The organism is Sphingorhabdus sp. (genome assembly GCF_023910635.1).
Classification (GTDB): Bacteria; Pseudomonadota; Alphaproteobacteria; order Sphingomonadales; family Sphingomonadaceae; genus Sphingorhabdus_B.
Map to the genome: position 1 here is coordinate 57236 of NZ_JAAVVZ010000013.1, position 18792 is coordinate 76027.

Here is an 18792-nt window from a genome sequence, read left to right on the forward strand (position 1 = left end):
ACTCTGTAAGTTCAGGATGACCTACTTCAAATACTGAAAGTCCTCAGAAAATAGGATCGTCCGCACCGTCGCCTATCGGCGTCACGGCGTTGTGTAACCCACATTCAACCTTGTCCCAGCCCTTCCAACGGCCCGAGCGTGGGTCTTCGCCTGGTGCAACTTTGGTGGTGCAGGGGGAGCAGCCGATTGATGGATAGCCAAGCTTTACCAAGGGATGTGCGGGCAAGGCATGCTCGACCATATAAGCGTCGATTTTGGCTTGGTCCCAATCGGTGAGCGGATTGACTTTCAAACGGCCATTTTCGATTTCGAACCGGGGCAGCGCACGGCGGGTTGATGATTGAAACGCTTTGCGCCCGGTAAACTGTGCATCAAAGCCGGTCAAAACAGCATTCAATGGCAGCACTTTGCGGATTTCGCAGCAACCATCGGGGTCATATGACCAACGCAGGCCAGTTTCGTCCTTTTGCTGGAGCAAAATAGGGTCAGGGGTCAGGATACGTAGATCCAACAAGCCAAGCTTGGAACGAAGTTCCTCCCGATAATTAATCGTCTCGGGAAAATGCTTGCCCGTGTCCAAGAACAAGACGGGTATAGTCGGGTCAATGCTTGCAATGAGGTGCAGCAAAACCGCGCTCTCCGCGCCAAAGCTGGAGACCACAGCCGCATCGCCCAACATGTTCTCGCGCAACAAGATCGTCAGCATCTCAATCGTATCACAGCCCCGGAACATGTTATTCAGGCGCACCGCGTCGCCGTCTGTATAACGCGGGGCAGTGTTGATACGATCGGCGATGCGGACCTCATTACCCATGGCGTAGCTTCCAAATAGGCACCACGGCATCAGCAGCCCCTTGATACGCATGGTCATAATGCGCCAGCGCGCGCGCGACGGCATCGGGGTTTAAGGAGGATTCAGGGGCGAAACTGTCAAAGCCGCAGCGGCGCATGAACGCAATCTGATCAACCAACACGTCACCTTGGGCGCGCAATTCGCCCTGATACCCGGCCTCGCGCAATATGCGCGCGGCGCTATAGCCCCTGCCATCGCGATATTTGGGGAAAGCAACTTCGATCAGCGTCAGCCGGTCAAGGAAAGGAATTAAAGCGCGGGCATCATCATCGGGTTCCAACCGGACGGCGGTCGCGTTGGATTGGTCCAGAAACGCATCCAGCGTTACCGACGGCTGTTCCGTGACCTCATCGGTGCGATAACGAAACTCAACCATAAATTGCCTCCTTAAAGGGTTCGAGGCCGACACGGCGATAGGTGTCGAGGAAACGTTCATCACCCTCCCGCAGTGCCTTGTAGACTTCCGTCGCCTTTTCTACTGCATCGACAACGCCATCTTCGTCAAAGCCGGGTCCAATGATCTTCCCGATGCTGACGTCTTCCGCGCCAGAGCCGCCAAAAGTAAGCTGGTAATTTTCCACGCCTTTCTTATCGACGCCCAATATGCCGATATGCCCTGCATGATGATGTCCGCAGGCATTGATGCAGCCCGAAATTTTAAGCTTCAGCTCGCCCAAATCGCGCTGCCGGTCCATGTCGGCAAAACGTGTCGCAATTTTCTGCGCGACGGGGATGGAACGCGCGTTGGCAAGGCTGCAATAATCAAGGCCGGGGCAGGCGATGATATCGCTGATCAGGTCAAGATTGGCGTCGGCCAACGCGGCATCGCGCAACGCGTGCCACACGGCATAGAGGTCGCGCTTTGCCACATAAGGCAGGACGATGTTCTGCGCATGCGTGACGCGCAATTCGTCAAAGCTGTATTTTTCGGCCAAGTCAGCCATGACATCAATTTGAGCCGACGTCGCGTCGCCCGGAATGCCACCAATAGGCTTCAAGCTGATGTTGACGATGGCATAGCCAGCTTGCTTGTGCGGCTTTACATTCTGATCGAGCCAGACGGCAAAATCGGGATCAGTGCGGTCGGGTTCTACGTTTGCGGCATCATAAGCCGGCGGCGCAAAAAAGGCAGCTATGCGTTCCAACTCAGCCAAAGGCGGGTCGATGCCCAATGTTTTGACATGCGCAAATTCCGTTGCGACCTGACGGCGATATGCGTCCGCGCCGATTTCATGGATCAGGATCTTGATCCGCGCTTTGTAGATATTGTCGCGCCGTCCGTAGCGGTTGTAGACGCGCAGACAGGCCTCAAGATAGCTCAACAGATCATCCGCTTTCACAAAGGGATTGATCTCAGGCGCGATCATCGGCGTCCGGCCCATGCCGCCGCCGACAAATACCCGCGCGCCCAATGCGCCATCTTGGCGGATCAGCTCAAGCCCGATGTCGTGTAAACGCATGGCTGCGCGGTCCTCAGGTGACGCAATCACGGCGATTTTGAACTTGCGGGGTAGGTAGCTGAATTCCGGATGGAAGGTTGACCATTGGCGCAGCAATTCGGCCCAAGGACGCGGGTCTGTGACTTCGTCCGCCGCAGCGCCCGCATATTGGTCCGACGAAATGTTGCGGATGCAATTGCCACTTGTTTGAATGGCATGCATTTCGACGGTGGCCAGCTCTTCTAGGATATCGGCACAGTCTTCCAGTTTGATCCAGTTATACTGAATATTCTGGCGCGTGGTGAAATGGCCATAATCGCGGTCATATGTGCGCGCGATATGCGCCAGCATCCGCATCTGCCGTGAATCGAGCGTGCCATAAGGAATGGCAACGCGCAGCATATAGGCATGCAATTGCAGATAGAGGCCGTTCATCAACCGCAGGGGTTTAAACTGGTCTTCCGTCATTTCTCCGGCAATGCGGCGGGTTATTTGGTCACGAAATTCGGCAACGCGCGCGTCCACCATCGCTTGGTCATAAGTGTCATATGTATACATGTCAGATTATCCAGTCGCCAGCCGCAGGATCGGCAGGCTTGAGTGTGAGGTCAGTGCGGACGGTTGGTCCCAGCGCGCGAATACGGTCCTTAATATGTGCCGGGCGCGGGCCATCTTCGGTTGGCAGCGCGTCAATAATGTACGGCGCGTTGACGCGGCGTGCGCCTTCTTCGGCGTGGAGTATTGCCTCGCCATGTTCGCCAACATCGGCGGCATCTTCGACATGGATGGACCAGCCATTGCCCGTCCACCAGGTTACAGCGCCAGACCCCAAATCATTTCCCGTCAGTAATTTCACGTAATTTTCTCCGCCTGTTTGGCAAAATGGAACAACCGGTCTTCGGCATTGGATTTCAGGACGACATCGCCGACAATGATGATGGCGGGCGAAACAACGCCTTCACGCGCGATCATGTCGCCAAGGTCGGTTAGTATTGTCCGCATGGCGCGCGCATCGGGCCGTGTGGCGCGCTCCAGCACCGCGACAGGCGTATCGGGTGAAAGGCCATCGCAGATGAGCTTTTCGGTAATGTCCGCCGCCGTGGCGATGCCCATATAGATAACCAAGGTGCGGCCTTTACCCGCAAGGCCCGCCCAATTCTGGTCGGTCAGGCCCTTGCACTGGCCAGCGACGAAAGTCACGGCGCTGGCGGCATCACGGTGTGTCAGCGGCAACATACTGGCTGCTGCACCGCCCATCGCGGCAGAGATACCGGGAACGACCTCCACATCGATGCCAGCGTCGCGGCAGGCTTCCGCCTCTTCACCGCCGCGTCCGAAAATAAACGGGTCGCCGCCCTTTAACCGCACGACCCTGTGGCCAGCCAGCGCCTCGCGCACGAGGATGTCGTTGATGCCGTCTTGCGGGACCGAATGGCGGGAGCGGCTTTTGGCGACGGAAATCAGCCGTGCGGCGGGATTGATGAGCGCCATGATCGCGTCATCGACAAGGCCATCATGCACGACAACGTCCGCGCTCGAAATCAACCGTACGGCCTTAACGGTCAGAAGTTCGGGGTCACCGGGGCCAGCGCCCACCAAATATACGCGTGCTTGTTCCATCTTGCGATCATGGGCAAATGCGCCGCACGCATCAAATCAGGATAAGTTGGCCAAGGCTTAGAAGAACTTTAGCGTATCATTTTGTCGTTACTAATTCGGCGCCATATGGGCTTGCCCCATCTCCCGAATATCAAGGATTTTGCGCTCCAACATTTGCCAGTCATCCTTTTGGGATATGGCCTGCCAGATATCTTCCACCTCGTTGATTAACATCGAACATATCGCGCCCTTCGCCCAATAATCGTGGCGGTCCCCTTTCACGGGCGCGTAATCACGCAGCAAAGCTGCAAATGCGGCCTCATATTCGCCGGGGGCTTCGCCCGCGTCCGCGTTGCCATAACGATAGCGGTAGAAGAATTGATCGATTGCAATTTTCTCGCGCGACATCGCGCGTTCGGCGGCTTCGACCAATTGCCTGTCCAATGCCTCTCCGCGCGATGCGACTCCCAACCGCCACAAAAAACGCCGGATGACCGCTTGCTGATACAGGCCGGGAAAACGCTCCAGCGCCGCAATCAACGGGGGCGCATCCGACAATAGGCGCAGCGCAACTGCCAACTGCCCCAAGTTCCAATGCAGCGCTTCGGTCTGTCTGCCAAATGCGTAAAGGCCAGATTCGTCGAAATAGGCCGCCGTGAATTGCGGGTCCCAATATTCGGTGAAGCGCCATGGCCCATAATCGAAGCTTTCACCGGTAATATTGATATTGTCGGTATTGAGCACGCCATGGACAAAGCCCGCGACCATGTATGACGCCGCAAGATCCGCGACCCGTTCCACCGCCAGCTCAAGCAATTGGGCCGCAGGATTTTCCGTTGCGGCAACATCGTAGAGCTGCGTCAGGCAATAAGCGATAAGCTCCTCCATAAACGCAGCATCGCCTTCGGCGGCGACACGTTGGAAGCTGCCAATGCGGATATGGCTATGGCTTAATCGGACCATGACGGCGGACCTTGTGGGCGATGGTTCATCGCCGCGCATCAATTCTTCGCCGGTTTCAATGATCGAAAATGTTTTGGAGGTGTTGACGCCAAGTGCCTCCAGCATTTCGGTTGCCAATATCTCGCGCACCCCACCTTTTAGCGTCAAACGGCCATCACCACGCCGGCTATAAGGCGTGGTCCCCGACCCCTTGGTGGCCAGATCAAGCAAGCGGCCGTCGCCATCGCGCATCTGCGCAAACAGGAAACCGCGGCCGTCACCAATATCGGGATTATAGACGCGAAATTGGTGGCCATGATATCGCAAAGCCAGCGGTTTAGGCATATTGTCGGGCAGCGGTTCGAAGCGGCCAAAGTGGCGGACCCAGGCGGCGTCGTCATAGTCGGCGAGGCCAATTGTCGCCGCCCAACGATCATTCCGAAAGCGCAAGACCGTCTCCGGAAAATGCGCAGGCCGGACGGCGTCACCAATTTTCGCGCCAAGACTGGCGATTTTTGGATCAGGACGGTAGGGGGAAGGGACAGGTTTCATGTTCATCTAACGCATCTGGGCGGTGCATAATAGAAAGGCAAGTATGGCGGCGGTTCGCATCCTGCATTTGCATAGCAGCTTTGATTTAGGTGATCAGGAATCGCGCACGGTTCGCCTGATGAACCATTTTGGCAATCAAGCCGAACATACGGTTTTGTCGGCTGTTCGCGATGCCTTTGGCGCGGCGGACATGATTGATCGGCGGGTGAAGGTCAGCTTTCCCAAAGACGCAGCGCCTGCGCTCGCCGGAATGCCCGGCATGGGCCGCTATCGCCGCTTGGCCAGCTATATGAAGAAATTTCACCTCGTGCTCAGTTACAATTTCGGTGCGATAGACGGGGTCATGGCGCATACCTTGTTTACACGCAGCATGAAATTGCCGCCGTTGATTCATCATGAGGACGGATTTGAGCATGATGAGGTTGATCGGCTGAAATGGAACCGCAATTGGTTCCGCAATATTGCGCTGCAACGGTCTGACGCGCTTGTCGTGCCATCCAAAACGCTTGAACATATTGCCCGCAATGTCTGGCATCAGCCGCTGGAAAAAATCGCCCGCTTTCCCAACGGGATTGATACCGAACATTATAACCGCCGTCCGCAACGCGGCTCTTTTCCGGGGTTCCAAAAACGGGACGGCGACATTGTTGTCGGCACGATTGCCGATCTGCGCACCGTTAAGAATGTGCCCCGGCTATTGCGCGCGGTCGCGGCGGCTGGCCCGAATATCCGGCTTGCCATTGTCGGCGAAGGGCCGGATCGCGATGTGATTATATCGGAGGCAAAGCGGCTTGGTATCGCCGACCGCGTGATGATGCCTGGATATTTGCGTGACCCGGCGCGCTACATTCGGCTTTTCGACATTTTTGCTTTGTCCTCGGATAGCGAACAATATCCCGTTTCATTGGTTGAAGCGATGACCAGCGCGCTGCCCATTGTGTCGACGGACGTAGGCGATGTCCGCACTATTGTTGCGCGCGAGAACCGGCCCTTTATCGTTGCACGCGCTGATGAGGACGCGCTGGCTTTGGCTATCGCTAGCTTGGCAAAAGATGCGGCACTGCGTGAAACATTGGGCGCTGCAAACCGCTTATTGGCCTGTTCTCAATATGATGAGGAAACGATGTTCGCGCGGTATCGGCAGCTTTATGGTTCTGCCATGAAACGCGCTGATTTTGCGCGACAAAGCTAGATATTTACGATAGCGCAAAATGAGAGAAGCGCACGAAACTGTGCTTTGACGCGCATTTTAGGGGTAGTATTTGTGTTCAAGGGTCTGAAACCCATTATCTATGGTGGCCGCGAAGTATGGCCATTGGTCGAAGGCGGCAAGGGCGTTGCGGCGACCAATCATGCAAGTTCTGGCGCGTGGGCGGCGGCGGGCGGCATCGGCACAGTATCGGCGGTAAATGCCGATAGCTATGATGAAAATGGCGACATGATCCCGCAAGTCTTCCTCGGCAAAACGCGTGCCGAACGGCATGAAGAACTGGTCGAATATGGCATTCGCGGCGGCATCGCGCAGGTGAAGCTTGCGCATGAAATTTCCAATGGGCGCGGCGCCATTAATATCAACGTGCTGTGGGAAATGGGCGGTGCCCAGCGCATCTTGCACGGCATTCTTGAAGCGACCAAGGGCATGGTGACAGGCGTCACCTGCGGCGCTGGCATGCCGTACAAGCTATCCGAAATTGCCGCGCAATATGGCGTCTATTATCTTCCCATCGTCAGCTCCGCGCGCGCGTTCCGCGCCTTGTGGAAGCGTGCCTATCACAAGGTGCCGGAATGGCTTGGTGCGGTAGTCTATGAAGATCCATGGCTTGCCGGTGGCCATAATGGCCTGTCCAATGCCGAAGACCCACGATCCCCCGAAGACCCTTATCCCCGCGTAAAGGCGCTGCGCGATGTCATGCGCGTTGAAGGCATTTCGGATGATGTGCCCATCGTCATGGCCGGTGGCGTCTGGTTCTTGCGCGACTGGAACGATTGGATTGATAACCCCGAACTGGGGCAGATTGCGTTCCAATTGGGCACACGTCCGCTGTTGACGCAAGAAAGCCCCATCCCCGCCGGTTGGAAAGACGCGCTGACGAAAATTCCGGAAGACGGCGTGCTGTTGCATCAATTTTCGCCAACGGGTTTTTACTCCAGCGCGGTCATCAACCCGTTTCTTTTGGAGCTTCAGGCGCGATCGGAACGTCAAATTCCGTTTGTGCAGGCCGCCGACGCGGAACACACGGCGCAATTGGATGTCGGCGTGAAGGGTAAGAATTTCTGGGTGACCCAAGCTGACCTGATGAAGGCCCGCGAATGCCATGCGCGCGGGTTTACCGTTGCGTTGAAAACGCCGGATAACTCGCTTGTGTTCGTGACACCGTCATCGGGTGAAGCGATCCGGAAGGATCAAAAGGACTGCATGGGGTGCTTGTCGCATTGCGGTTTTTCGTCGTGGAAGGACCATGACAATAACTCCACAGGCCGCCTTGCCGACCCGCGCAGCTTTTGCATTCAAAAGGCGCTGCAGAACATCGCCCATGGCGCGCCCATTGACGAAAATCTGATGTTCGCCGGACACAGCGCCTATCTGTTCGGGAAAGATCCGTTTTATTCAAACGGCTTTGTCCCGACGGTGCAGCAATTGATGGACCGTATCCTTACGGGCGATTGATGTGGGTGATGTCAGGCCCAAGGGGTCATAGCGCAGGGCTATTGCGGGGATGACGGGGCTGTTGGCTGGATTCCCAAAAAAGCAATTGACCAACGTTCTTCTTTTGTTCATAAAAGTTGCGAATCTAATTAGGCTGCAACCGAAGTCAGGAATTTGAGATGCTTAAACTTTTGGAGCGCTATAATGTTGATGAATCAGCAATTGAAACGTTAGTTGAACGTCATAAAACATTATCTGTTGTTTCGATGTTCTCTGGCTGCGGTGGCATGGATTTAGGTTTTTTGGGTGGTTTTTCTACACTTGGTACCATCTACCCTAAAAATCGATATCAGATTATTTGGGCAAATGATTTCAATCAAGCAGCGTGTAGAACTTACCGTGCTAATTTAGGGCATGATGTACACGTTGGTAGTATCTGGGATGTTATGCATAGCTTACCCGTGGCTGACGATGTGGACGTAGTCATCGGTGGGTTTCCGTGCCAAGATATTTCTGTAAACGGAAAACGCCGGGGCATATCGGGAAATCGAAGCGGACTTTATAGGGCAATGGTTGAGGTGGTTAAGCGTGTCAAACCGAAGGCCTTTGTTGCTGAAAACGTGAAGGGGCTTCTGATGAAGCATAATCACGGATCGCTTGAAATAGTGATGAATGATTTTCGTGAACTGGGCTATGATGTTTCCTACCACCTATATCATGCAGCCGACTATGGGGTTCCGCAAAGCCGAGAACGGGTATTTATCGTTGGGGTGAAATCTGGTTTGGGCTGCTTTACGCCTCCCGTGCCATCCCATAGTCCCGAACAGTGGATTTCAGCCAGTCAGGCGTTATCAGATTTGGAAGACGTTGCCGAGACCGAGGCATTTAATCATGTCTGGAGCAAAGCGAAACGGAGTGGAGAGCAGGGAAATCGAAAGTTAAAGCCGGATCGTGTTGCTTATACGATTCGTGCCGAATGCCACGGAAATATTCAATATCACTACAATCTTGATCGGCGAATTTCGATGCGGGAAGCTGCTCGTATCCAATCATTTCCAGACAATTTTATTTTTCATTCCAAGATTAGGGAGACTGAGCGGCAGGTCGGTAACGCCGTGCCGCCGGTTTTGGCTTGGCACGTAGCGCGTAGGCTTGCAGAGGTCATTTGAGCAATGGACCGTTTACAGCTATTGGCGATAATCAGTCGATTCTATGGAGATGATTTCCTTTGTCGCTTTCTGATTTTGAGATATTCCTTGATTTGATTGTCGAATCTTTAAGGGCGGACGCCAAAAGTTCAGGATTTTCTAGCCCTAAAGCATTTGAAATTCGAATTCGGGAAACGATTAATGCTTTGGGTGGGTTTAATGGAATATTATTAGATCATGACGTCCATCCGCACGTTTTTCCTGATATTTGCCTTGATGAAATTGGAATCGAGGTAAAATTTTCTGAAAAAGATACTTGGCGAAGTGTTGCTAATAGTGTTTTTGAAAGCACAAGGAGCGCTTCCGTCAACAACATCTATGTCGTTTTTGGTAAAATGGGAGGTGAACCCGACGTAAAATGGGCGCGATATGAAGATTGTGTTATGCACGTTCGCACCTCCCACGTTCCTCGGTTTGAGCTTGAGATAGGGAGTAGCGACGCAATTTTTAGGAAGTTTGGTGTTTCTTACGCTGAGTTTCAACAGCTCGATCAACATTCAAAGATGGAATATGTGCGCACATATGCACGCAGTCGACTCAAGCAGGGTGAGCGTCTTTGGTGGCTCGAAAGTTCCGCAGATGAAGACGGTCACAGCCTTCCTATCCAAGCGCGACTATATACATCCTTGTCCCCGCCGGAAAAACGAAAGCTGCGGGCTGAAGCTGTGCTCCTTTGTCCTAGCGTCGTAAAGGGTGGACGCACTAAGGACAAATATGATGATGTGGTTCTATATGCATTAACGTACCGAGGGGTGTTATGCCACCAAGCTAGAGATTTATTTTCAGCAGGCAGTGTCGCTGGTAGAGAAAGAGGCGGAAATTACATCCAACGAAGCCTGATAGATATCCAAACGGAAATGCGCCAAGCTGCTTTCGAGCTGGAAGATGCGCTGTTTGTCGAGTATTGGGGCTCATCCTGTCCGCCAAGCGAGCGCATCACAAAATGGCTGGAATTGGCTGATGCTGCCTGCTCCGACTGGGTTCCGTCGGCCAACATGTTTTTGCAATCACGGTGACAAATGCGTCATCCCCGAAATAGCTTTGCTTCGCGTCCGCCTTTGCATTGCTGCGTAACATGATGCGAAGTCCCCCGATCAAATGTGACGAAAACTCATGCGATAAGAGCGGGTTAACGAAATTCCGATGAATGTCAATTTTGGGGTTAATGCACCTGTCCCCTAATTATGGGAATGACGCAGCTGTTAGCGCAATTCCTTTAGTCGATGCGGAAGATATTGAAGTGGCGCAGCACCCGTCGCCCCAGCGCAGGCTGGGGCCTATCACGCCTGTCAGTCTCCCCATACACACGTGATAGGCACCAGCCTTCGCTGGTGCGACGGCGTTTTGTGCTGAACGGGTTATTTCGGGGATGACGGGCCTGTTAGTGGAATTCCCGGTTGAGCCAACACCTACTTCGCGCCTTCGCGCCTTTGCGTGATAAAAAAATGTACGGGCCGAAGGGCGATAGCTCAGCGTGATGCCTGACCAATTGACCGGTCCCCCTCACCAACTACGCCTAGGCCACTTCGCGGCCAAGGCTTCGTATCAGTTTGCAATGGGCAGGTCGAAGATGCCCCCAGCATCTTCTGTGGAATGCCGGGGGCATTCCACACCTGACCATTACAAACTCCCGCAAGGGGAGAGGGGAATTCCGGTGACAATTGCGTCATCCCCCGAAATAGCTTTTTACTATGACGGGTCGGGCCAACACCTTCTTCTTGTCTTCGCGTCTTTGTGCGAGATTATATTGGCGCAGGGTTTCGACCGGGTATGACCGCGAGATTGCGACAACCGGCGGGTGCCCCTCCAATATGCTTCGCATGGTCCCGCTGTTGCTCCGCAACGCCTAAGGCTCCCCCGTGCCGGGAAGGAATTACGCTGCCAAATCCTCCCCAGAATAAGGAGGGGGACCATGCGAAGCATGGGGGAGGGGCACGCTCTGGCTATCCTGACCTTCTGGCGTGGTGATATCCTGAACGTGCCCCTCCACCGTCTGCGACGGTCCCGCTGTTGCTCCGCAACGCCTACGGCTCCCCCGTACCGGGGAGGAGTTATTTCGCCGTCAATTACCGTCACAGGTGCGTCATCCCCCGAAATAATCTTGCTGCGTTGCATATTGCGAAATCAAGCCCCTCCCCTTCAGGCGTGGAGGGACCAGTCCTGGGGACTGGTCCGAGAGGCTCCACGGGGTTGGGGTGGGGTAGATAGCTTTGCGCAACGCCGATGGACCCCACCCCCTTCCCCTCCCCTGAAGGGGAGGGGTGATTTAGACAATTCCGGTAACAATCGCGATAACCCCTAAACAGCTTTCGCTTGCAATGTAGGATTTGGTTTGAGATTCTGTCCGTAACGCCAGCACCTGCGGCGGGACCGGCTCTTTGAATGTGTTGAACCCCAGCCCTGCTTTCATACCCGGTAAGCCAGCTTCGCAAAGTGGCGGTAAGTTTACAGAAATACCCCGTTTTGCGCATAAGTTTGTAAACTTAGGCACCGAAATTACCGAATTACCGTGAAAATCACCTTATCCCCATCATACCCGAACCGCGTGATGCCAGATGCGCCGCCGCTGGTTTCTTAGAGGCGCCGCTTCGTTTATTGCCAGCCTTCCAAGACTTGGTCTGGCGGTCTGTGGCCGTCTGCCCACATGCGGATGTTTGCAATCACGCGCTCGCCCGACGCCTCTCGCCCTTCAAAGGTCGCGCTGCCCAAATGGGGGAGCAATACGACATTGGGAATGTTGAACAGCCGCGAGTCCACCGCTGGCTCATGCGTATAGACATCCAACCCGGCGCCTGCGATGCGGCCCGTTTCCAAGGCATCAATCAACGCATCCTCGTCAATCAACTCCCCGCGCGAGCTGTTGATGATATAGGCGTCCGTTTTCATCTGCGCGATGCGGTGGGCGTTGATGATCTTGTCGGTTTCTGCCGTTAACGGGCAATGCAGGGTGATAATGTCCGACCGCGCCATAAGCCGGTCAATGTCGGGTTCAAAGACGATGCCCAATTCATCCTCGACGCTTGCGGGAAGGCGGTGGCGCTTGTTGTAGATTATGGTGAGGCCAAAGGCCCTTGCGCGCATCGCCACAGCTTCGCCAATACGGCCAAGCCCGATAATGCCCAATGTCTTGCCGCCAATCCGGTGGCCAAGCATGCCCGTTGGGCTCCAGCCGCGCCATTCGCCGTTGCGCATAACACGCTGCCCTTCGCCAAGGCGGCGGGGGACGTTGAGGATGAGCGCCATCGTCAGGTCGGCGGTATCGTCGGTGAACACGCCGGGCGTGTTGGTGACCATGATGCCCTTCGCCTTTGCGGCGGCCAGGTCGATATGGTTGACGCCTGCGCCATAGCTGGCGATCAGCTTGAGCCGGGGCGGGGCGGCGGCGATGAGTTCTGCATCGATGCTGTCGGTGACCGTGGGCACAAGCACGTCGCAATCGGCCATCGCGGCGACCAATGCGTCACGGCTTAATGGGGTGTCGTCGGTGTTGAATTCTGCGTCGAATAACTCCGCCATGCGTTTTTCCACCGCAGGCAACAAACTGCGTGTAACGCGGATGGATGGACGTTCGATGCGGCTAAGTTCTGGCATAGGCTGACTAAAGCCGAATTTGTGGCTAGGTCAAGACAGGATGGTTGCACTCCCCGCAACGCTTGCCGTATAAGATGCAAACGATGGTAAATAATATGCCCAAACAGAACAATTCGATAGTGCGTTATGGCGCAGTGGCGCTTGCGCTTTTGGGTACGGTGTCTGCCGTTGGACAGACGCAGCGACAGCCGCCTTATTGGGCGTCGATACAAAAGCCAGAAGCCCGCATGCGCACCGGGCCCAGCACTGAATTTCCAGTGACATGGGTGTACAAAAGACAGAATTTGCCGGTGAAAGTCGTCGCGGTCCACAGCGTCTGGCGCAAGGTCGAGGACCCCGATGGGGAACAAGGCTGGCTGCACGTCCGGCTTTTAAGCCCCCAGCGGACCGCCATCGTTATTGGTAAGGACAACGGCGCATTGCGGGACTCGCCGCAAGCCAGCGCGCATATTTCATGGCGCGTTGAACCCGGTGTGGTCGGAATCATTGAGGAATGCGAAAAGGGCTATTGCCGTTTTGAAACCAATGGTCGGTACGGTTATATCGAAACGGCGCGTATTTGGGGCGATGAAGCGCCCTAAGGCGTGAAGTTTACGCTTCGACGCGTTCTGCGAGAACCGTCAGGCCGCCCGCATTCACCTCGGCAAAACCACCTGCGATCATAAGGCGCTCCGGCGTTGCGCCTTGCGTCTTGTAAATCTCCAGCGCGGCGTCGTTGCGCAATGTGCTCATCATCGGGCTATGGCCCTCCAACACGCCGAAATCGCCATCCATGCCCGGAACGACGACCATATAGACATCGTCCGAGCGATAGAGCTTCTCAGGGGTTACGAGTTCGAAGTGTAATGGCATCAGTCTTTTCCCAACCTTCCCCTCTCCTTTGGGAGAGGGTTGTGAAGACTTAGCGCCGTAGCTTTCGCGAAGGCGGTTAGTCGTAGCTGGGTGAGGGGGAGTGCCCAATCGTCAGGGCTGAGCCCCTCATCCAACTTCGCCTAAGCTGCTACACAGCTAAGGCTTCGTATCCTTCTCCCAAGGGGAGAAGGTAAATGCTTACGCCGCTTCCGCAGCCATCTTGGCTGCTTTGGCAACCGCTTCTTCGATTCCGCCAACCATGTAGAAGGCGGCTTCGGGAAGATGGTCATATTCGCCGTCAACGACTGCCTTAAACGATTTCACGGTATCTTCGACCTGAACAAACTTGCCGGAGATGCCGGTGAAGACTTCGGCAACATGGAAAGGCTGCGACAAGAAACGCTGAATCTTACGTGCGCGGGTTACGGTCAATTTGTCGTCTTCCGACAATTCGTCCATGCCCAAAATCGCGATGATGTCTTGCAACGACTTATATTTTTGCAGCGTTTCTTGAACGCGGCGGGCGGTGTCATAATGCTCTTGGCCAACAACGGCTGGTGTCAAAACGCGGCTAACCGAGTCAAGCGGGTCAACGGCTGGATAAATGCCAAGCTCCGAAATCGCACGGTTCAGCGTGGTCGTTGCGTCCAAGTGGGCAAAGGACGCGGCTGGTGCAGGGTCGGTCAAGTCATCTGCGGGAACATAAATCGCCTGAACCGAGGTAATCGAACCCTTGGTGGTTGATGTAATACGTTCCTGCAACTGGCCCATGTCGGTTGCCAATGTTGGCTGATAACCCACAGCCGAAGGAATACGGCCCAAAAGTGCGGAAACTTCGGAACCGGCCTGCGTGAAGCGGAAGATGTTGTCGACGAAGAACAGAACGTCTTGGCCTTCTTCATCGCGGAAATATTCCGCCATGGTCAGACCCGAAAGCGCAACGCGGGCACGGGCACCGGGAGGCTCGTTCATTTGACCGAAGACCAATGCAACCTTTGAGCCTTCTGGGGTTGGGTTGCCGTCGGCGTCCTTGGCGATAACGCCAGCGTCGAGGAATTCGTGATACAGATCGTTCCCTTCGCGGGTACGCTCACCCACGCCAGCAAACACCGAAACGCCGCCATGGCCCTTTGCGATGTTGTTGATCAGTTCCTGAATGAGAACGGTTTTGCCAACGCCAGCGCCGCCGAACAGGCCGATCTTGCCGCCCTTTGCATAAGGCGCGAGCAGGTCGATGACCTTGATCCCGGTGACGAGGATTTCGGCCTCGGTCGACTGGTCAGTGAACAATGGCGCTTCTGCGTGGATCGGGTTGGACTTTGCCGCGCCAACGGGGCCACGTTCGTCAATGGGTTCGCCAATCACGTTCATGATGCGGCCAAGCGTCATCGGACCAACGGGCACAGAAATCTGCGCGCCGGTGTCGCGGACTGGCTGACCACGGGTCAGGCCTTCGGTCGCGTCCATGGCGATGGTGCGGACGGTGTTTTCGCCGAGATGCTGCGCCACTTCGAGGACCAAGCGGTTGCCGTTATTGTCGGTTTCAAGCGCCGACAAAATCGATGGCAATTGGCCGGTGAAGGTCACATCGACAACAGCGCCGATGATCTGGCTGATACGGCCAGTCGCGCCAGCAACGTTGATGGCGGTCTGGCCTGAACCAGCCTTGGGGGCGGGAGCCTTAGTTGCTGCGGCCTTTTTCACAGGCGCCTTTTTGGCGGCTGCGGCGGGTGCTGCGGCCTTTGGAGCGGCGGTCTTCTTCGGGGCGGTTGCCATTTCTTCTTCCTTGCCTTTGGATGTCGTTAAAGCGCTTCTGCGCCTGCGTTTATTCTGTTGCTACAGTGCTTCCGCACCAGCAATAATTTCGATTAATTCCGTGGTAATTGCTGCTTGACGCGTGCGGTTATACTGAATGGTCAGCTTGTTGATCATGTCGCCCGCGTTGCGCGTTGCGTTGTCCATGGCTGTCATTTTTGAACCTTGCTCCGACGCTGCATTTTCGCGGTTGGCGCGCAGCAACTGAATGGTCACATTGCGCGGCAGCAATTCGGCGAGAATTTCTTCTTCGTCGGGTTCATATTCCACACTGGCGGACAGGCCAACCATGTCGCCTGCGTCCGCGGCAACCGCGACGGGCATCAATTGAATTTGCGTTGGCGTTTGCGTCAGCACGTTTTCAAACTTGCTGAAGAACAAATGCGCGACGTCAAATTCCCCGGCCTCAAAACGCGCGGTCAAATCTTCGCCCCAATTTTGCACATCGGCAAAGCTCAGCTTGCCCAGATCGCCGGGTTCAATGCTGTGGATGATATCGCTACGGAAAGTCCGGCTCAACTGATCGCGGCCCTTTTTCCCGATGGTGTAGAATTTGACGGTCTTGCCCTCGGCCTTCAAAGCCTCTGCCTGACGGCGGGCGAGACGGACGATGTTGGTGTTGAACGCACCGGCAAGGCCCTTGTCGCTGGTCGCGACAACGAACAAATGCACGTCATTCTTGCCAGAGCCTGCAAGCAGCTTTGGTGATTGCGGACCAACAGAAACCTTCGACGCGATGCTCGACACCACTGCCTCAAGCCGCTCGGCATAAGGGCGCGATGCTTCGGCCGCTTCGGTCGCCCGACGCAGCTTCGCAGCGGCGACCATTTTCATCGCCTTAGTGATCTTCTGGGTCGACTTGACCGAGTTGATCCGCATTTTGAGGGCCTTCAGAGACGCCATCTAACTTCCTCACTTTCGTCATTCCCGCGTAGGCGGGAATCCAACTCCTGAACTATAGGCTTGAACCGAGGGCTCAGGGGTTGGGCCCCCGCCTGCGCGGGGGTGACGGTTAAAATAGGTTACGCAAAATTCTTCGTGAATGTATCCAGTGCCGCCATCAGCGCTTTCTTGCTGTCGTCGCTAAAGTCGCGGCTGTCGCGGATGGTCTTCAGGATGCCCGCATGGTTGGCGCGCAAGTCGGCAAGCATTGATTCTTCGTAACGGGTCACGTCGGTGACAGGAATGCCATCGAGATAACCGTTGGTACCCGCAAAGATCGACGCGGTTTGCTCTTCGAACGGAAGCGGTGAGAATTGCTTTTGCTTCAACAATTCGGTCAAACGTGCGCCACGGTTCAAAAGCTTTTGCGTTGAGGCATCAAGGTCCGAACCGAACTGCGCGAACGCAGCCATTTCGCGATATTGGGCAAGCTCAAGCTTGATTGAACCCGATACCTTTTTCATTGCCTTTGTCTGCGCCGCCGAACCAACGCGGCTCACCGACAGACCCACGTTAATCGCAGGACGGATACCTTGGAAGAACAGGTCGGTTTCCAAGAATATCTGACCATCAGTGATCGAAATCACGTTGGTTGGAATATAGGCGGAAACGTCACCAGCCTGTGTTTCGATGATGGGCAATGCCGTCAACGAACCGCCGCCATTGGCGTCGGACATCTTCGCGGCGCGCTCCAGCAAGCGGCTGTGCAGATAGAAAACGTCACCGGGATAGGCTTCGCGGCCCGGAGGACGACGCAAGAGCAACGACATCTGGCGATAGGCCACGGCTTGCTTTGACAAATCATCATATACGATGACGGCGTGCATGCCGTTGTCGCGGAAAAATTCACCCATCGCAACGCCGGTGTAAGGCGCGAGATATTGCAGCGGTGCAGGCTCCGAAGCGGTTGCGGCGACGACGATGGAATATTCCATCGCGCCTTGTTCTTCCAACGCGCGGACGATCTGCGCCACGGTTGAACGCTTCTGACCCACAGCGACGTAGATGCAGTATAGCTTCTTCGATTCGTCGGTGCCCTTGTTGACTTCCTTCTGGTTGATGAAGGTGTCGATGGCGACAGCGGTCTTACCCGTCTGACGGTCGCCGATGATCAATTCGCGCTGGCCACGACCAACGGGCACGAGGGCGTCAAGCGCCTTGAGACCCGTTTGCACAGGTTCCGAAACCGATTGGCGTGGGATAATGCCGGGCGCTTTGACTTCAACGCGGCTGCGCTGCGTGGTCTTCAATGGGCCCTTGCCATCGATGGGGTTGCCAAGGCCGTCAACAACGCGGCCAAGCAATTCCTTGCCGACAGGAACGTCCACAATCGTGCCGGTGCGCTTTACAACGTCACCTTCACGAATTTCGCTGTCTGACCCGAAAATAACAACACCGACATTGTCCGCTTCCAGGTTCAGCGCCATGCCCTGAATACCATTGGAGAATTCGACCATTTCACCAGCCTGCACATTGTCGAGGCCATGAATACGGGCGATGCCGTCACCAACCGACAAGACGCTACCGACTTCCGAAACCTGAGCTTCGGTGCCGAAATTGGCGATCTGGTCCTTAATGACCTTGGAAATTTCTGCGGCGCGGATATCCATGTTGCTACTTAGCCTTTCACCGACGGCGGATGCCGTCAGCCTTTCATCTGGTTAGCGAGGGTGTTCAAACGGGTTTTAATCGAATTGTCGATCATCTGGCTGCCGATTTTTACGGTAAGCCCGCCAAGAAGCGACGGATCGACTTTGGTCTGGATGGCGACATTGCTGCCGACGCGTTTTGTAAGTGTGGCCAATAATGCCTTGGTCTGCGCCGCGCTCAATGCATGAGCGGAGGTAACTTCGGCAGTGACTTCGCCGCGATGTGCCGCAGCAAGCGTTGAAAACGCGCGGGCAACAGACGCGGTTTCGTTCAAGCGACGATTGTCGGCGAGCACACCCAATGTCTTGGCGGTCAGTGCATCAAGCTTCATGGCTTTTGCAACAGCGGCAATGGCTTTCTTCGCATCAATACGGCTGAGTACAGGATTGCTGGTGAGTGCTTTTAGATCAGCCGATTCGGTCACGGCTTGGGCAATCGCGCGCATGCTCTTTTCAACGGCATCGATCGTCTTTGCGTCGCGGGCCAGTTCAAACAATGCCGTCGCGTAACGGCCAGCAAGACTGGCCTGAATATTAGCGCTTGTGCCGCCGGAATTATCCACGCGTCGAATTCCTAAAATGTGAGACTGAAAAACTTGCCGAGCGCACCAAGGAGTTACCCCCTCTTTGGCGTCGGGCCGCCCCTAGCAGGGGTTTTGTTGCGATGCAAGATGGCGATTGTCGCTTGTGTAGCGGGAATCGT

The 18792-nt window shown here is 55.3% G+C and carries 17 protein-coding genes; 5 read left to right on the forward strand and 12 right to left on the reverse strand.

What is annotated here, in order from left to right; genetic code table 11:
• Positions 1-43: 43 nt before the first annotated feature.
• The 6 genes from HEQ34_RS09265 to HEQ34_RS09290 all read right to left on the reverse strand — a co-directional run bounded on the left by HEQ34_RS09265 (position 44) and on the right by HEQ34_RS09290 (position 5391).
• On the reverse strand, positions 44-814 hold the full coding sequence (locus HEQ34_RS09265) for a phosphoadenylyl-sulfate reductase (RefSeq protein WP_296199936.1): 771 nt from the start codon (positions 812-814) through the stop codon (positions 44-46).
• A complete protein-coding gene (locus tag HEQ34_RS09270; protein ID WP_296199913.1) occupies positions 807-1229 on the reverse strand; it encodes a DUF934 domain-containing protein in 423 nt (140 codons plus the stop codon). Before HEQ34_RS09270 ends, HEQ34_RS09265 begins: the two co-directional genes overlap by 8 nt.
• On the reverse strand, positions 1222-2850 hold the full coding sequence (locus tag HEQ34_RS09275) for a nitrite/sulfite reductase (protein ID WP_296199914.1): 1629 nt from the start codon (positions 2848-2850) through the stop codon (positions 1222-1224). The genes HEQ34_RS09270 and HEQ34_RS09275 overlap by 8 nt, the downstream gene beginning before the upstream one ends.
• Before the next feature lies 1 nt (position 2851).
• Complete coding sequence (locus HEQ34_RS09280; protein WP_296199915.1) at positions 2852-3148, reverse strand: DUF2849 domain-containing protein; 297 nt, start codon at positions 3146-3148, stop codon at positions 2852-2854.
• Complete coding sequence (gene cobA, locus HEQ34_RS09285) at positions 3145-3912, reverse strand: uroporphyrinogen-III C-methyltransferase (RefSeq protein ID WP_296199916.1); 768 nt, start codon at positions 3910-3912, stop codon at positions 3145-3147. Before cobA ends, HEQ34_RS09280 begins: the two co-directional genes overlap by 4 nt.
• A 90-nt stretch (positions 3913-4002) precedes the next feature.
• Positions 4003-5391, reverse strand: coding sequence for a protein adenylyltransferase SelO family protein (locus HEQ34_RS09290; protein ID WP_296199917.1), 1389 nt, complete (start codon positions 5389-5391; stop codon positions 4003-4005).
• 37 nt (positions 5392-5428) lie between these two features.
• Between HEQ34_RS09290 and HEQ34_RS09295 the strand changes: the two genes are divergently transcribed.
• The 4 genes from HEQ34_RS09295 to HEQ34_RS09310 all read left to right on the forward strand — a co-directional run bounded on the left by HEQ34_RS09295 (position 5429) and on the right by HEQ34_RS09310 (position 10256).
• Positions 5429-6577: a glycosyltransferase gene (locus HEQ34_RS09295; RefSeq protein ID WP_296199918.1), complete on the forward strand. Its 1149-nt coding sequence runs from the start codon at positions 5429-5431 to the stop codon at positions 6575-6577.
• A gap of 72 nt (positions 6578-6649) precedes the next feature.
• Entirely contained in the window at positions 6650-8053 is a 1404-nt protein-coding gene (locus HEQ34_RS09300) for a nitronate monooxygenase (RefSeq protein WP_296199919.1), read from the forward strand.
• Between the two features lie 158 nt (positions 8054-8211).
• Positions 8212-9201, forward strand: a complete 990-nt coding sequence (locus HEQ34_RS09305; RefSeq protein ID WP_296199920.1) for a DNA cytosine methyltransferase — start codon at positions 8212-8214, stop codon at positions 9199-9201.
• Positions 9202-9260: 59 nt separating this feature from the next.
• Positions 9261-10256: a hypothetical protein gene (locus HEQ34_RS09310; RefSeq protein ID WP_296199921.1), complete on the forward strand. Its 996-nt coding sequence runs from the start codon at positions 9261-9263 to the stop codon at positions 10254-10256.
• 1576 nt (positions 10257-11832) lie between these two features.
• Here HEQ34_RS09310 and HEQ34_RS09315 read toward each other — a convergent pair.
• Positions 11833-12831, reverse strand: a complete 999-nt coding sequence (locus HEQ34_RS09315) for a D-glycerate dehydrogenase (RefSeq protein ID WP_296199922.1) — start codon at positions 12829-12831, stop codon at positions 11833-11835.
• Positions 12832-12926: 95 nt separating this feature from the next.
• On the opposite strand from HEQ34_RS09315, the gene HEQ34_RS09320 reads away from it, so the two are divergent.
• Positions 12927-13412: an SH3 domain-containing protein gene (locus HEQ34_RS09320; protein WP_296199923.1), complete on the forward strand. Its 486-nt coding sequence runs from the start codon at positions 12927-12929 to the stop codon at positions 13410-13412.
• Positions 13413-13422: 10 nt separating this feature from the next.
• On the opposite strand, the gene HEQ34_RS09325 is transcribed toward HEQ34_RS09320, so the two are convergent.
• The 5 genes from HEQ34_RS09325 to HEQ34_RS09345 form a co-directional block, all read right to left on the reverse strand.
• Positions 13423-13683 (reverse strand): ATP synthase F1 subunit epsilon, encoded by a 261-nt coding sequence (locus tag HEQ34_RS09325; RefSeq protein ID WP_296199924.1) that lies wholly within the window; start codon positions 13681-13683, stop codon positions 13423-13425.
• A gap of 198 nt (positions 13684-13881) precedes the next feature.
• The gene (gene atpD / locus HEQ34_RS09330; protein ID WP_296199925.1) at positions 13882-15459 is read right to left on the reverse strand and encodes a F0F1 ATP synthase subunit beta; all 1578 of its coding nucleotides are present in this window, start codon (positions 15457-15459) and stop codon (positions 13882-13884) included.
• Between the two features lie 60 nt (positions 15460-15519).
• Positions 15520-16401: a F0F1 ATP synthase subunit gamma gene (locus HEQ34_RS09335; protein ID WP_296199926.1), complete on the reverse strand. Its 882-nt coding sequence runs from the start codon at positions 16399-16401 to the stop codon at positions 15520-15522.
• Positions 16402-16520: 119 nt separating this feature from the next.
• Positions 16521-18050 carry a F0F1 ATP synthase subunit alpha gene (gene atpA, locus HEQ34_RS09340; protein WP_296199927.1) on the reverse strand — a complete coding sequence of 510 codons (1530 nt, stop codon included), beginning with the start codon at positions 18048-18050 and terminating at the stop codon, positions 16521-16523.
• Positions 18051-18085: 35 nt separating this feature from the next.
• On the reverse strand, positions 18086-18652 hold the full coding sequence (locus HEQ34_RS09345; protein ID WP_296199928.1) for a F0F1 ATP synthase subunit delta: 567 nt from the start codon (positions 18650-18652) through the stop codon (positions 18086-18088).
• Positions 18653-18792 lie beyond the last annotated feature (140 nt).

What these genes read in the sequence shown, in the direction of transcription:
- HEQ34_RS09265 (WP_296199936.1), bottom strand. Translation starts at nt 814, where the DNA reads ATGGGTAATGAGGTCCGCATCGCCGATCGTATCAACACTGCCCCGCGT.
- HEQ34_RS09270 (WP_296199913.1), bottom strand. Translation starts at nt 1,229, where the DNA reads ATGGTTGAGTTTCGTTATCGCACCGATGAGGTCACGGAACAGCCGTCG.
- HEQ34_RS09275 (WP_296199914.1), bottom strand. Translation starts at nt 2,850, where the DNA reads ATGTATACATATGACACTTATGACCAAGCGATGGTGGACGCGCGCGTT.
- cobA (WP_296199916.1), bottom strand. Translation starts at nt 3,912, where the DNA reads ATGGAACAAGCACGCGTATATTTGGTGGGCGCTGGCCCCGGTGACCCC.
- HEQ34_RS09290 (WP_296199917.1), bottom strand. Translation starts at nt 5,391, where the DNA reads ATGAACATGAAACCTGTCCCTTCCCCCTACCGTCCTGATCCAAAAATC.
- HEQ34_RS09295 (WP_296199918.1), top strand. Translation starts at nt 5,429, where the DNA reads ATGGCGGCGGTTCGCATCCTGCATTTGCATAGCAGCTTTGATTTAGGT.
- HEQ34_RS09305 (WP_296199920.1), top strand. Translation starts at nt 8,212, where the DNA reads ATGCTTAAACTTTTGGAGCGCTATAATGTTGATGAATCAGCAATTGAA.
- HEQ34_RS09315 (WP_296199922.1), bottom strand. Translation starts at nt 12,831, where the DNA reads ATGCCAGAACTTAGCCGCATCGAACGTCCATCCATCCGCGTTACACGC.
- HEQ34_RS09320 (WP_296199923.1), top strand. Translation starts at nt 12,927, where the DNA reads ATGCCCAAACAGAACAATTCGATAGTGCGTTATGGCGCAGTGGCGCTT.
- HEQ34_RS09325 (WP_296199924.1), bottom strand. Translation starts at nt 13,683, where the DNA reads ATGCCATTACACTTCGAACTCGTAACCCCTGAGAAGCTCTATCGCTCG.
- atpD (WP_296199925.1), bottom strand. Translation starts at nt 15,459, where the DNA reads ATGGCAACCGCCCCGAAGAAGACCGCCGCTCCAAAGGCCGCAGCACCC.
- HEQ34_RS09335 (WP_296199926.1), bottom strand. Translation starts at nt 16,401, where the DNA reads ATGGCGTCTCTGAAGGCCCTCAAAATGCGGATCAACTCGGTCAAGTCG.
- atpA (WP_296199927.1), bottom strand. Translation starts at nt 18,050, where the DNA reads ATGGATATCCGCGCCGCAGAAATTTCCAAGGTCATTAAGGACCAGATC.